This window comes from Novosphingobium umbonatum, assembly GCF_004005905.1.
Lineage (GTDB): Bacteria > Pseudomonadota > Alphaproteobacteria > Sphingomonadales > Sphingomonadaceae > Novosphingobium > Novosphingobium umbonatum.
In genome coordinates, this window is record NZ_SACO01000003.1 from 366,870 (window position 1) to 378,690 (window position 11,821).

Below are 11,821 nucleotides of genomic sequence, written 5' to 3' on the forward strand. Positions count from 1 at the left end.
CGAAAAGGGCGGGATTTAACACCCGCCCCTTCCCTTCATTCCCCATCCGGCCAAGGCAGCGCGGGCGTTTCCAGCGGCACATCATGGCGCGGGCGATTGTCCACCAAGGGCACATCCTCCAGCTCACGCTTGCCGATCTCCACCCCCTTGTCACGCAGACGGCGACCGGCGGACATCACATTGCGTTCAAAGCTGCCGACGAACTTGTTGTAATTGTCCACCGTGCTGGACAAGCCGCTCCCCATGCGTTTCAGGTGATCGACCGCCACGCCCAGACGGTCATAAAGCTCGCCACCCAGCTTGCCGATCTCGCGCGCTTCCTGCGCCAACTTGTCCTGCCGCCAGACCTGCGCCACGGTGCGGGCAATCGCCACCAGATTGGTAGGTGTGGCCAGCAAGACCTTGTTGCGGAACGCATAATCCCAAAGCTCGGGATCCTTCTCCAAAGCCGCCGCCACAAAATGTTCGCCCGGCACAAACATCACCACATAATCGGGCGCATCTTCAAACTGGCTTTGATAGCTCTTGGTGCCCAAGGTCTGCACATGGTTGCGCATAGAGGCCACATGCGCCGCCAGCGCCAGATCGCGCGCCGTGTCATCCTGCGCCTCGAATGCTTCCTGATAGGCGTTGAGTGAGACCTTGGCATCGATCACCAGTTTCTTCTGGCCGGGGATATTCACGATTGCATCGGGGCGCAGGCGGCCTTCATCGGTATCGATCGAATGTTCGGTCACAAAATCGGTGTGCTCGGCCAGCCCGCATTGCTCCAGCACATTGCGCAATTGCTGCTCGCCCCAGCGGCCGCGGGCCTTGGGCGCATTGCGCAAGCTGTTTCCCAGACGCGCCGCTTCCTCGCGCACCTTTTCCTGCCCCTCGCGCATGGAATTAATGAGGCCGGTCAATTGCCCGAAACTGTCAGCGCGGGTGCGTTCCAGCGCGGCAACTTGCTGCTCATAGGCCTGCAAACGCTCGCCCACCGGCGCCAGCACGGTCTTGATCCGCTCCGCGCTGGTCTTTTCACTTTCGGCAAAACGGGCCTCGGCACGCGACAGGAATTGTTCCTGCGCCTGCGCCAGAACCTTGGCACCGGCATTTTCAAATTCGCGCTTCAGCTTGTCCTGCGCTTCCAGCAAGAGCTTTTGCTGCTCGGCAAAATGTTCGGCCTGCGCCTTCATATGCGCCAGTTCGGCATGAAGCTGCTCGCGCTCGCGCTGCATCTCGGCCACTTGCTGGGCAAGCTTGTCGGCATGCAGGGCGCGCTCTTCTGCGGTGGCCAATTCACTGATCGCGCGGCGGAATTTCTCGTCCACCTCGCGCAGACGGCCCACATGGGCGCGCAAATCATCTTCGCTCTGCATCACGCGGGCCAGTTCGGCGCGCAATTGTTCGCGCTCCTGCTGTGCCTCGCCCAAGGATCGCGCCAGAATATCGCTGCGGGAAGCGCGCTCCTCCGCGCCGGCCAGTTCGGTGATGGCCGCGCGGAAGCGCTCGTCCAATTCGCGCAGGCGGCTTTCCACCTCGCGCAAATCCGCCTCGCGCTGGTCGACCCGCTGGCGCCATTCGCCCACAGGCTGCCCGCCAAGGCGATAGCCCACAAAACCAAACACCAGCGCGACCACGATCAGCGCCAGAACGAACATCAGGATTGACGGGTCCACTTTCCACTCCACCAGAACAGAAAGTGAACATAGCGCCTAACCCCCGTCAAATCAACCCAGCTTGCGGGCCTTTTCCAGCTTCTTCAACGCCATATTGCGCTTCAATCGCGACAGGTGATCGATGAACAGAATGCCTTCCAAATGGTCCATCTCGTGCTGGATGCAGGTGGCCATCAGGCCTTCCAGCTGCTGTTCATGCACATTGCCATCCACATCCTGCCAACGCAGGCGACAGGTGGCGGGGCGTTCCACATCGGCGAAAATATCGGGAACCGACAGGCACCCTTCCTGATAAACGGAAAGATCTTCCGACGGATCAAGGATTTCGGGGTTGATGAAAACATGCGGCTCGCGCTTGGTAGGCTGATGCGTATGCTCATGCCCGCCATGGGCGGTGCAGACTTCCGGCTCGGCATCGGGGTCTTCAGGCTGAAGATCCACCACCACCACGCGCAGCGGCACGTTGATCTGGATCGCGGCCAGGCCAATGCCGGGCGCGTCATACATCGTGTCAAACATGTCCTGCACCAGCGCCTTGAGTTCATCATCGAACGCAGTGACAGGGGCAGAAATCTGCTTCAGGCGCGCATCGGGCGCTTCCAATATCGGTCGAATAGCCATGGATGGCAGATAGGCCGCAGCGCCCCGCCGCGCAAGGCCCCTCTGATCAGGAAACCGGCCTTCTGGCCCGCAGCGCCTGCGCCAAGGTTCCCTCGTCCAGATAGTCCAGCTCGCCCCCCACCGGCAGGCCATGGGCCAGCTGCGTCACCCGCACCGCCATGCCTTCCAGCCTTTCGGCAATATAATGTGCGGTGGTCTGCCCCTCCAGCGTGGCATTCATGGCCAGCACCACCTCGTCAATCCCGCCGCGAGCCACGCGCTCGATCAAGGGCGCGATAGAGAGGTCCTCCGGCCGCACCCCGTCCAGCGCCGACAAGCGCCCGCCCAGAACATGATATTTGCCGGTAAACAGCCGCGCGCGATCCAGCGCCCACAGGTCCGCCACATCCTCCACCACGCAGATCGAGCGCGCCTCGCGCCGCGTATCCGCGCAAATCTGGCAGGGATTGCACGTATCCACATTGCCGCAAGTGTCGCATTCCACCAGACGGTCTTTCAACACTTCCAGCGCGTCCAGCAATTGCACCAGCGCCGTGTCGCGCCGCTTGATAAGCCACAGAACCGCCCGCCGCGCGCTACGCGGCCCCAGTCCCGGCAGACGCGCCAATCCTTGCGCCAGTGTTTCGATCTCTTGCGATGCCATGCGCGCCCAGATAGGGCATCGGGCCAACAAGGCAAAGAGGCCAGCAGGGCAAGGGCAAGACTTATGCGCATCATCTATATGGGCACGCCGGAATTCGCGGTGCCGGCACTGGAGGCTTTGGTGGCGGCGGGGCACGAGGTGGTGGCCGTTTACAGCCAGCCCCCGCGCCCCGGTGGCCGCCGCGGGCGGGAATTGACGCCATCCCCCGTGCACAAACGCGCGCTGGAACTGGGGATAGAAGTGCGCCATCCCGTCTCGCTGAAAGGTCCGGAGGAACAGGAAGCCTTTGCCGCTTTGCAGGCCGATGTTGCCGTGGTGGCCGCCTATGGCCTGATCCTGCCCAAGGCGGTGCTGGCCGCGCCCAAGCATGGCTGCCTCAACCTGCATGGATCGCTGCTGCCGCGCTGGCGCGGGGCGGCGCCGATCCAGCGGGCGATTCTGGCGGGGGACGCCGAAACCGGCATTGGCATCATGCAGATGGAGGCGGGGCTGGACACTGGCCCTGTGCGCCTGGAAGGGCGCACGCCGATTGCGGGCAAAACCACCGGCGAATTGACGCAGGAACTGGCCGCTATGGGGGCGGAGCTGATCGTGCAGGTGCTGGCCGATCTGGAAGCCTATCCGCCCCATGCGCAGCCTGACGACGACATCACCTATGCCCACAAAATCGACAAGGCCGAAGCCCGCCTCGTTTTCTCCGCCAGCGCGCAGCAGGTCTTGCGCCAGATCCGCGCTTTCATGCCCGCGCCGGGGGCCTTCTTTGAACTGGAGGGCGAGCGTTACAAGGTGCTGGCCGCTGAACTGGCGGAAGGCTCGGGCGAGGCTGGCACCACGCTGGACGACATATTGACCATCGCCTGCGGCTCGGGCGCGATTCGCGTGCTGACCGTTCAACGCGCAGGCAAACCCGCCATGCCCAGCGCCGACCTGCTGCGCGGCCGCCCCATCCCTGCCGGAACCTTGCTCGCATGACACGCTTTGCCCTCACTCTGGAATTTGACGGCACGCCTTTCATGGGCCTGCAACGCCAAGCGCATGGTCCTTCGGTGCAGCAAGCCGTCGAAGAAGCCATCACCCGCGTGACCGGCGAGAAAGTGGTGATGTTTGCCGCTGGCCGCACGGATGCTGGCGTCCATGCCTTGGCCATGCGCGCCCATGTGGAGGTGGCAAAAGACATTGCCCCCTTCCGTCTGATGGAAGCGATCAATTATCACCTGCGCCCCGCACCCATTGCCGTGCTCGATTGCCAGATTGTGCCCGATGACTGGCACGCCCGCTTTTCCTGCATTGGCCGCAGCTATATTTACCAGATCGCCAACCGCCGCGCGCCTTTAACGCTGGAGGCCAACCGCGCATGGCTGGTAACGCAGCCCTTGGACGCGGAAGCCATGCATGAAGCCGCGCAAAGCCTGATCGGCCTGCATGATTTCACCACCTTCCGCTCGGTCCATTGTCAGGCCCAATCGCCGGTCAAAACGCTCGACACCTTAAACGTGCGGCGCGATGGGGACATGGTGGTCATCACCACCTCGGCGCGCTCCTATCTCCACCATCAAGTACGCTCGATGGTCGGCTGCCTCGCTCTGGTGGGCCTAGGCCGCTGGCGGGTGGAGCAAATGGGCGAAGCGCTGGAAGCGCGGGAGCGGAAGGCGCTGGGGCTGAATGCACCTTCCTGTGGGCTGTATTTTGATCGGGCGTTTTATCCGGAGGAGTTGGGGTAAAACAATTTGCCGAACGTTCTGCCGAGGTATATTTTGACAATACGCCAACAGGTAGGACTTGGCCCATGAAAGATACAGAACAGCCGAAATATTGGTTTCCCGCCAAACGCTATGGCTGGGGTTGGGGAGTACCACTCTGCTGGCAAGGCTGGACGGTGCTGACAGTCTATACTTTGATCGTCATGGCAACGCCGCTTTTGCCCGCCATCCTATCTTGGTCCGGTGGCAAAGGGGCAGCGGTCAGCACGATCACCGTACTGATCGCAACAGCGGCCCTCATCGCCATATGCTATCGCAAGGGAGAGCCGCCCCGCTGGCGCTGGGGCGGCGATTGATCCCTCAAGCCTTCGCCACCACACTTTCCGGCAATTCCGTGCCAAACACGCGCTGGTAATATTCAGCCACCAACACGCGCTCCGTCTCGTCACACTTGTTCAAGAAGGACAGGCGGAAGGCAAAGCCGACATCCTTGAAGATCTCGGTGTTCTGCGCCCAGGTGATGACCGCGCGGGGGCTCATCACGGTGGAAATGTCGCCATTGATGAAACCGGCGCGGGTCAGGTCGGCCACGCGCACCATATCGGCAATGGTCTTTTCCGGCAGGTTCGGCACCTTCTTGTGCACAATGCCCGTCTCGGTGGCATGGGGCAGATAGTTCAGCGCCACCACCATGTTCCAGCGGTCCATCTGGCCCTGATTGATCGCCTGCGTGCCATGATAAAGCCCGCTGGTGTCGCCCAGACCAACGGTGTTGGCCGTGGCGAACATACGGAACCACTTGGAAGGGCGGATCACGCGGTTCTGGTCCAGCAGGGTCAGCTTGCCCTCGGTTTCCAGCACGCGCTGGATCACGAACATCACGTCGGGGCGGCCCGCGTCATATTCGTCAAACACCAGAGCGGTAGGAGTTTGCAGCGCCCAAGGCAGAATGCCCTCGCGGAATTCGGTGATCTGCTGGCCATCCTTCAACACGATGGCATCGCGGCCGATCAGGTCGATACGGCTGATATGCGCGTCCAGATTGATACGCACGCAGGGCCAGTTAAGGCGCGCGGCCACTTGCTCGATATGGGTGGATTTACCCGTGCCGTGATAGCCCTGCACCATCACGCGGCGGTTAAAGGCAAAACCGGCCAAAATCGCCAAAGTCGTGTCCGGATCAAACACATAGGTGTCATCACGATCGGGCACGCGTTCATCCGCCACCGAAAAGGCGGGCACATGCATGTCAATGTCGATGCCAAACACCTCGCGCACATCAACGCTGGTGTCGGGAGCGCTCAGAATGGTGGTGGAGCGGCTGTCGGGCTGGATATCAAGAATCTGGGTCATCGCGAAAACGACTATACGTTGCCCCTTCGCGCTGCAATATCTTTGACCAGAATAGGGCATAAAGGGAGATCGATTCATGGAACTGATGGGTGCGCTGTTTTCGCCTTTCGTGCGCAAGGCCGCTTTGGTGCTGGCAGAAAAGGGGCTGGCCTTTGAAAACCCGCCTTTCAGCTTTGCCGAACCTTCGGAGGATTTTCTGGCCGCCAGCCCTTTCCGCAAGATCCCCGCGTTGAAGGATGGCGATTTCCTGATCAGCGATTCCACCGCCATTGCCGCCTATCTTGACGCACTGCACCCAGAACCGGCGCTCTATCCGGCCGAACCCCGCGCCCGCGCCCGCGCGGTATGGTTCGAGGAAGTGGCCGATACGATCATGGTGCCCAAGGCTGGCCCTGCCATTTACAACCGCTTTGTCGTGCCGCGCATGTTTGGCAAACCGGGCGATGAAGGTGCCGCCGTGGCCGCGATGAAGGCCTTTGCCTCGGCGATGGATTATCTGGAGGCCAGCGTGCCCGATGATGGCTGGCTGGCAGGAGACTTCTCCATCGGCGACATTGCCGTGGGCAGCGTGCTGCGGACACTGGACTACATCGGCGAATCGCTAGCTGTCTCCCGTTATCCGCGCGTGGCCAGTTGGTATGGCCGCCTGACCGCCCGCCCCGCATGGCAGGCCGTGGCCGAATTGGAAGCCGCCGCTTTTGCTGCTGCCTGAGGGATATAGCCATGACCAAATTGCAAGGCGCGTGGATCTGGTATGAATTGATGACCAGTGATGCGGCGGGCGCGAAAGCCTTTTACGAGGCGGTGGCCGGTTGGCAGATCCCGTTAAGCGGGCAAGCACCGCTCTATTACAGCCATATCACCCGTGCCGATGGACGCGAGGTGGGCGGATTGCTGCCTTTGACGCAGGAGATGATCGCCCAAGGCGCGCATCCGGCATGGGTGGGCTATATTGGCGTCGACGACATCAACGCCACGCTCGACGCCGCCTTGGCCGCAGGCGGGCGATTGCTGATGCCGCGGATGGATATTGACGAAGGCAGCTTTGCCATGGTCACCGATCCGGGCGGCGCGCCTTTCTATCTGATGCAGCCACGCGCCATGGGCAGCGGCCAGACCAGCGTGTCCTTCAGCGTGGAAGATTGCGGCAGCATGGGCTGGAACGAATTGCCCGCAGCCGACATGGCCCGCGATCTGGCTTTCTATCAAGCCCTGTTCGGATGGGAGGTCACAGGCGCGCTGGATATGGGCGCCTATGGCCAGTACCAATTCCTTGCCCATGATGGCGTGACAATGGGCGCCATCATGCAACGCATTCCCGAAGCGCAGGGTTTTGGCTGGAACCATTACATTCGCGTGGCCGATATTGATGCCGCCGCCAGCGCGATCAATGCGCATGGCGGGCGGGTGCTACGCGGGCCGGACCCTGTGCCCGGAGAGGACTGGATCATCCATGGCCGCGACCCGCAAGGCGCAAGTTTCGCGCTGGTGGGCAAAAGAGTGGCGTGAGCCCTCAGGCAAAACCGGGCAATTTGCGCAACAATTGATAGGCCTCCACCACCGCTTGCAGCTTGGATTCGTAACGGCGGTCGCCGCCATTACGGTCGGGGTGATAGCGGTGGAGCAGGTCTGAATAACGCGTGCGCAAGTCGCGCCGATTGGCGTCCAGTTCCAGATCAAGCGCTTCCAAGGCCCGCTGCTCCTCCGGCGAGACCAAACGCCCGTCGGGCCAGCGGCGCGGCTCCATGCGGTTGGCAAAGCCCTTTTTGGCATGACGGGCGCGGGCAGCAATCGCTTCCAACGGGTCATCAAAATCGGCCCAGCGCGGGGCCGAATCCACCCCTGCCGTGGGGCGAAAGGCACGCGTTTCGCGTTCCCAGCCATGAATGGGCGATTGCGCGGCCCAGATTTCCTCGGCGCTCATGCCGGCAAAATAATCATATTTGGCGTTGAAGGCGCGGATATGTTCAAGGCAGAACCAGCGGAAATCCCCCGGCCCGTCAAAGCCCGAAGGCTTGATGCCGGGCGCGCGAAACTCGCCCGCCTCTGTGCATTCGCGCCAATCGCATCCGCGCTGCGCACCCTTTACCCGTCCGTGGAATCGATCCTGACTCATCTATTCCCCATGCCGCCAATTGGGCTAAAGGAAAAGGCCAAGCCCTGCCCTCATCCCCAAAGGACGCTTATGACCGGCCCCGTTGCTCAGGAAATCACCGCGCTATTGACCGAGGCCTTCGCGCCCAGCGCGCTGGAGGTGATCAACGACTCGCACCATCACGCAGGGCATATGGGCGACGATCAAAGCGGCGAATCGCATTTCACCGTGGTGATCGAAAGCGCGGCCTTTTCGGGCGTAAACCGCGTGATGCGCCAACGCATGGTGAACAAGGCGCTGGGCGATATTCCGGGCCAGCGGGTGCATGCCTTGGCCATCCGCGCCCGCGCACCGGGGGAATGAGCCTGCGCCACATCAGCCTGTCCGATGGTGAGAGGCTGGCCGTGTGGGAAAGCGGGCCGGAGGACGCGCCTGCCTGCCTGTTCCTGCATGGCTTTCCGGAGAATCACCGCGCATGGCGGCACCAGATCGCGCATCTGGAAAGCGCCTATCGCTGCATCGCGCCCGATCTGCGCGGCTATGGCGCATCGTCCAAACCGGCAGATGTGGCGGCCTATGCTACGCCGCGTCTGGCGGGTGATGTGCTGGAACTGGCCAATGCGCTGGGGCTGGAACGCTTTACGCTGCTGGGCCATGATTGGGGCGGATTGCTGGCTTGGGAAGTGGCCACAGCCGCACCGGACAGGCTGGAAGCGCTGGTGGTGGCCAATGCGCCCCACCCTGCCCTGTTCCAGCATGTGCTGAACACAGATCCGGCCCAACTGGCGGCCAGCGCCTATATCGACCTGCTGCGCGACCCCGCGATTGATCCCGTACTGGCCGAACATGGCCTTGGCCCGGTGCTGCAACGGGCCTTTGGCGATGGCGCCCTGCGCGCGATGGAGCGGGAAGAACTGGGAGCACTGCTGAAACAATGGCGCGATCCGGCCGCCGCCTTGGCCATGGTCAACTGGTATCGCGCCAGTGGCATCACCCTGCCCGACGCAGCCGCCCCCGCAGCGCCGCCGCCCGCACCGCAACCCATCGCCACCCCCACGCTGGTGCTGTGGGGAGAGGCGGACACCGCCCTTCTGCCCGCCAATCTGGACGGCTTGGCGCAATGGGTGCCCCATCACACCATCACTCGCCTGCCCGATATCGGCCATTTCAGCCCTTGGCAGGCCCCCGAAGCGGTCAATCAGGCGATCAGCGCCTTTATGGGCAAAAACCGATTATCCTGATCGAAAGGACGCTGCGCTGGGCGGTTGCCCTTTTGCCCCCCGCGCTTTAAGGCGCATCCCATGTCTGCACAGCTCAAACCGCTCACTTTCGCGATCCCCAAGGGACGCATCCTTGACGAAGCGCTGCCCCTGATGGCGCGCGCCGGTGTCGTGCCCGACAAGGAATTCTTCGACAAATCCTCCCGCGCGCTGTCTTTCGCGGTGGAAGGCTCGGATATGCGGCTGATCCGCGTCCGCGCTTTCGACGTAGCCACCTTTGTGGCCCATGGCGCGGCGCAGGCGGGAATTGTCGGTTCGGACGTGGTGGATGAATTTGCCTATGCCGATCTTTATGCGCCGGTCGATCTGGACATCGGCCATTGCCGCCTGTCTGTGGCCGAGCCGGTGGATGCGGCCAGCACCGCCACGGCCAGCCATGTGCGCGTGGCCAGCAAATATCCCAATCTGACGCGCAAGCATTACGAACGCCAAGGCATTCAGGCCGAGGTGGTCAAATTGAATGGCGCGATGGAACTGGCCCCGATGCTGGGCCTTGCGGGGCGGATTGTCGATCTGGTCTCCACGGGGCGCACATTGAAGGAAAACGGCCTGCGCGAAACCGATGTTATCATGCAGATTTCCGCCCGCCTGATCGTCAACCGCGCCGCGCTGAAAACCGATCCGCGCGTGGGTGAATTGGTGGAACAGTTCCGCGCCATGGCGGGGCAAGCCAGCGTGGAAGAGGTGGGCGCATGATCCGCCTTTCCGCCACAGACGCCGGTTTCGAGGCAGCCTTCGCCCGTATCGTGGCCGACCGGCGCGAAAGCGATAGCGATGTGTCGGGCGCGGTCAGCGCTATTCTGGCCGATGTGCGCGCGCGCGGCGATGCCGCTCTGGCCGATTACACCGCCCGCTTCGATGGGCACACGCTGGACAGCGAAGCCGACTGGCGCATTTCGGCGCAGGCCTGCAAGGCCGCTTTTGACGCGCTGGACCCGACTTTGCGCGCCGCGCTGGAAACAGCGGCCACCCGCATCGCCGCCTATCACGCCGCGCAAAAGCCGGAAGACCGCGACTATACCGATGCGCAAGGCGTGCGTCTGGGCGCGGTGTGGAAGCCGGTGGATGCGGCGGGCCTTTATGTGCCCGGTGGCCGTGCAGCCTATCCCTCCAGCCTGTTGATGAACGCCATCCCCGCCAAGGTGGCGGGCGTGCAGCGTCTGGTGGTGGTCACCCCCACCCCCAAAGGCGCGCTCAACGATCTGGTGCTGGCCGCGGCCCATCTGGCCGGTGTGGATGAAATCTGGCGCGTGGGCGGGGCCCATGCCGTGGGCGCGCTGGCCTATGGCACCGACCGTATAGCACCGGTGGATGTCATCACCGGCCCCGGCAATGCCTATGTGGCCGAAGCCAAGCGCCAGCTTTATGGCGTGGTGGGCATCGACATGGTGGCTGGCCCTTCGGAAATTCTGGTGCTGGCCGATGGCAAGAACAACCCCGACTGGATCGCCGCCGACCTGCTGAGTCAGGCCGAGCATGATCCGGTGGCGCAGTCGATCCTGATCACCGATGATGCCGCTTTTGCCGATGCGGTAGAAGCGGCCGTGGAGCGCGCCTTGCAAAGCCTGCCCACGCAGGCCACCGCGCGCCAGTCCTGGGATGATTTCGGCGTGATTGTGGTGGTCGATGATCTGGAGCGCGATGCTGCCGCTCTGGCCAATCGTCTCGCGGCGGAACACGTCGAAATTGCCACCGACGATCCGCAAAGCCTGTTTGCCCAGATCCGCCATGCCGGTTCCGCCTTCCTTGGCCGCCATACGCCTGAAGCGATTGGCGATTATGTGGCGGGGCCGAACCACGTGCTGCCCACCGGGCGCCGCGCGCGCTTTGCCAGCGGCCTGTCGGTGCTTGATTTCATGAAGCGCACCAGCTTCCTCCAGCTTGACGAAACCGCCCTTGCCGCCATAGGGCCTGCCGCTGTTGCTCTGGCCGATGCCGAAGGGCTGCCCGCGCATGGACTTTCGGTGTCCGTCCGTCTGGGCCATAAAGGATAATCGCATGAACGCCCGTTCCCAATTGCCCAAAAAGGGCATCGCCCGTTCCGCCGCCCGCCTTGCCGCGGTGCAGGCCCTGTATCAGCACCAGATGGAAGGCACGCCCGAGCCGCAATTGCTCGACGAATTCCACCGCCACCGTCTGGGCGCTGAAATCGAGGATATGCAGATGGTGGATGCCGACCGCATCCATTTTGACGACGTGGTAAAGGGCGTGCTGGCCCGCATCACCGAAATCGACGCGCTGTTGTCCGAAAAGCTGGCCGAGGGCTGGCGTCTGGAGCGTCTGGACAAGACGATGGTGCAGGTGCTGCGCGCCGGTGCCTATGAAGTGATCGCGCGCGAGGATATTCCGGCCGCCGCCATCATCACCGAATATGTCGATGTGGCCCATGCCTTCTTTGAAGAGCGCGAGGCCAAATTCGTCAATGGCGTGCTGGACGCGCTGGCCAAGTCCGCGCGCAAGGCCTGAAG

15 protein-coding genes are annotated in these 11,821 nt (G+C 62.8%); 10 read left to right on the forward strand and 5 right to left on the reverse strand.

The features are described from left to right. Positions 1-35 precede the first annotated feature (35 nt). From EOE18_RS06180 to recR, 3 genes are all read right to left on the reverse strand, one after another. Positions 36-1,643 (reverse strand): DNA recombination protein RmuC, encoded by a 1,608-nt coding sequence (locus EOE18_RS06180; RefSeq protein WP_127707464.1) that lies wholly within the window; start codon positions 1,641-1,643, stop codon positions 36-38. A gap of 69 nt (positions 1,644-1,712) precedes the next feature. Continuing rightward, positions 1,713-2,282 (reverse strand): peptide deformylase, encoded by a 570-nt coding sequence (locus tag EOE18_RS06185; RefSeq protein ID WP_127707261.1) that lies wholly within the window; start codon positions 2,280-2,282, stop codon positions 1,713-1,715. Between the two features lie 46 nt (positions 2,283-2,328). After that, on the reverse strand, positions 2,329-2,925 hold the full coding sequence (gene recR / locus EOE18_RS06190; protein WP_127707263.1) for a recombination mediator RecR: 597 nt from the start codon (positions 2,923-2,925) through the stop codon (positions 2,329-2,331). A 63-nt stretch (positions 2,926-2,988) separates the two neighbouring features. Here recR and fmt point away from each other — a divergent pair, with 63 nt between their 5' ends. The 3 genes from fmt (at position 2,989) to EOE18_RS06205 (ending at position 4,981) form a co-directional block, all read left to right on the forward strand. After that, a complete protein-coding gene (gene fmt / locus EOE18_RS06195; RefSeq protein ID WP_127707265.1) occupies positions 2,989-3,897 on the forward strand; it encodes a methionyl-tRNA formyltransferase in 909 nt (302 codons plus the stop codon). After that, positions 3,894-4,646, forward strand: coding sequence for a tRNA pseudouridine(38-40) synthase TruA (gene truA / locus EOE18_RS06200; RefSeq protein ID WP_127707267.1), 753 nt, complete (start codon positions 3,894-3,896; stop codon positions 4,644-4,646). The genes fmt and truA overlap by 4 nt, the downstream gene beginning before the upstream one ends. 65 nt (positions 4,647-4,711) lie before the next feature. Next, complete coding sequence (locus EOE18_RS06205; protein WP_127707270.1) at positions 4,712-4,981, forward strand: hypothetical protein; 270 nt, start codon at positions 4,712-4,714, stop codon at positions 4,979-4,981. A gap of 4 nt (positions 4,982-4,985) precedes the next feature. Here the strand turns inward: EOE18_RS06205 and cobS are convergent, their stop codons facing one another. Next, positions 4,986-5,978, reverse strand: a complete 993-nt coding sequence (gene cobS, locus EOE18_RS06210; protein ID WP_127707272.1) for a cobaltochelatase subunit CobS — start codon at positions 5,976-5,978, stop codon at positions 4,986-4,988. Between the two features lie 76 nt (positions 5,979-6,054). Here cobS and EOE18_RS06215 point away from each other — a divergent pair, with 76 nt between their 5' ends. Both EOE18_RS06215 and EOE18_RS06220 read left to right on the forward strand, forming a co-directional pair. Further along, on the forward strand, positions 6,055-6,690 hold the full coding sequence (locus tag EOE18_RS06215) for a glutathione S-transferase family protein (RefSeq protein WP_127707274.1): 636 nt from the start codon (positions 6,055-6,057) through the stop codon (positions 6,688-6,690). Between the two features lie 11 nt (positions 6,691-6,701). Beyond that, complete coding sequence (locus tag EOE18_RS06220) at positions 6,702-7,487, forward strand: VOC family protein (RefSeq protein ID WP_164852673.1); 786 nt, start codon at positions 6,702-6,704, stop codon at positions 7,485-7,487. A 4-nt stretch (positions 7,488-7,491) separates the two neighbouring features. On the opposite strand, the gene EOE18_RS06225 is transcribed toward EOE18_RS06220, so the two are convergent. Continuing rightward, positions 7,492-8,094 (reverse strand): J domain-containing protein, encoded by a 603-nt coding sequence (locus EOE18_RS06225; protein ID WP_127707278.1) that lies wholly within the window; start codon positions 8,092-8,094, stop codon positions 7,492-7,494. Positions 8,095-8,163: 69 nt separating this feature from the next. Between EOE18_RS06225 and EOE18_RS06230 the strand changes: the two genes are divergently transcribed. The 5 genes from EOE18_RS06230 to nusB are packed head-to-tail and all read left to right on the forward strand — an operon-like array spanning position 8,164 to position 11,819. Beyond that, positions 8,164-8,436: a BolA family protein gene (locus tag EOE18_RS06230; protein WP_127707280.1), complete on the forward strand. Its 273-nt coding sequence runs from the start codon at positions 8,164-8,166 to the stop codon at positions 8,434-8,436. Continuing rightward, positions 8,433-9,314 (forward strand): alpha/beta fold hydrolase, encoded by an 882-nt coding sequence (locus EOE18_RS06235; RefSeq protein WP_127707282.1) that lies wholly within the window; start codon positions 8,433-8,435, stop codon positions 9,312-9,314. Before EOE18_RS06230 ends, EOE18_RS06235 begins: the two co-directional genes overlap by 4 nt. 60 nt (positions 9,315-9,374) lie before the next feature. Continuing rightward, positions 9,375-10,049, forward strand: coding sequence for an ATP phosphoribosyltransferase (gene hisG, locus EOE18_RS06240; RefSeq protein ID WP_127707284.1), 675 nt, complete (start codon positions 9,375-9,377; stop codon positions 10,047-10,049). Then, the gene (hisD, locus tag EOE18_RS06245) at positions 10,046-11,347 is read left to right on the forward strand and encodes a histidinol dehydrogenase (protein ID WP_127707286.1); all 1,302 of its coding nucleotides are present in this window, start codon (positions 10,046-10,048) and stop codon (positions 11,345-11,347) included. The genes hisG and hisD overlap by 4 nt, the downstream gene beginning before the upstream one ends. A 4-nt stretch (positions 11,348-11,351) precedes the next feature. Then, positions 11,352-11,819, forward strand: coding sequence for a transcription antitermination factor NusB (gene nusB / locus EOE18_RS06250; RefSeq protein WP_127707288.1), 468 nt, complete (start codon positions 11,352-11,354; stop codon positions 11,817-11,819). Positions 11,820-11,821: the final 2 nt, after the last annotated feature.

What these genes read in the sequence shown, in the direction of transcription:
- EOE18_RS06225 (WP_127707278.1), bottom strand. Translation starts at nt 8,094, where the DNA reads ATGAGTCAGGATCGATTCCACGGACGGGTAAAGGGTGCGCAGCGCGGA.
- EOE18_RS06185 (WP_127707261.1), bottom strand. Translation starts at nt 2,282, where the DNA reads ATGGCTATTCGACCGATATTGGAAGCGCCCGATGCGCGCCTGAAGCAG.
- EOE18_RS06230 (WP_127707280.1), top strand. Translation starts at nt 8,164, where the DNA reads ATGACCGGCCCCGTTGCTCAGGAAATCACCGCGCTATTGACCGAGGCC.
- EOE18_RS06205 (WP_127707270.1), top strand. Translation starts at nt 4,712, where the DNA reads ATGAAAGATACAGAACAGCCGAAATATTGGTTTCCCGCCAAACGCTAT.
- truA (WP_127707267.1), top strand. Translation starts at nt 3,894, where the DNA reads ATGACACGCTTTGCCCTCACTCTGGAATTTGACGGCACGCCTTTCATG.
- recR (WP_127707263.1), bottom strand. Translation starts at nt 2,925, where the DNA reads ATGGCATCGCAAGAGATCGAAACACTGGCGCAAGGATTGGCGCGTCTG.
- hisD (WP_127707286.1), top strand. Translation starts at nt 10,046, where the DNA reads ATGATCCGCCTTTCCGCCACAGACGCCGGTTTCGAGGCAGCCTTCGCC.
- fmt (WP_127707265.1), top strand. Translation starts at nt 2,989, where the DNA reads ATGCGCATCATCTATATGGGCACGCCGGAATTCGCGGTGCCGGCACTG.
- EOE18_RS06180 (WP_127707464.1), bottom strand. Translation starts at nt 1,643, where the DNA reads ATGTTCGTTCTGGCGCTGATCGTGGTCGCGCTGGTGTTTGGTTTTGTG.
- nusB (WP_127707288.1), top strand. Translation starts at nt 11,352, where the DNA reads ATGAACGCCCGTTCCCAATTGCCCAAAAAGGGCATCGCCCGTTCCGCC.
- EOE18_RS06215 (WP_127707274.1), top strand. Translation starts at nt 6,055, where the DNA reads ATGGAACTGATGGGTGCGCTGTTTTCGCCTTTCGTGCGCAAGGCCGCT.
- cobS (WP_127707272.1), bottom strand. Translation starts at nt 5,978, where the DNA reads ATGACCCAGATTCTTGATATCCAGCCCGACAGCCGCTCCACCACCATT.
- EOE18_RS06220 (WP_164852673.1), top strand. Translation starts at nt 6,702, where the DNA reads ATGACCAAATTGCAAGGCGCGTGGATCTGGTATGAATTGATGACCAGT.
- EOE18_RS06235 (WP_127707282.1), top strand. Translation starts at nt 8,433, where the DNA reads ATGAGCCTGCGCCACATCAGCCTGTCCGATGGTGAGAGGCTGGCCGTG.
- hisG (WP_127707284.1), top strand. Translation starts at nt 9,375, where the DNA reads ATGTCTGCACAGCTCAAACCGCTCACTTTCGCGATCCCCAAGGGACGC.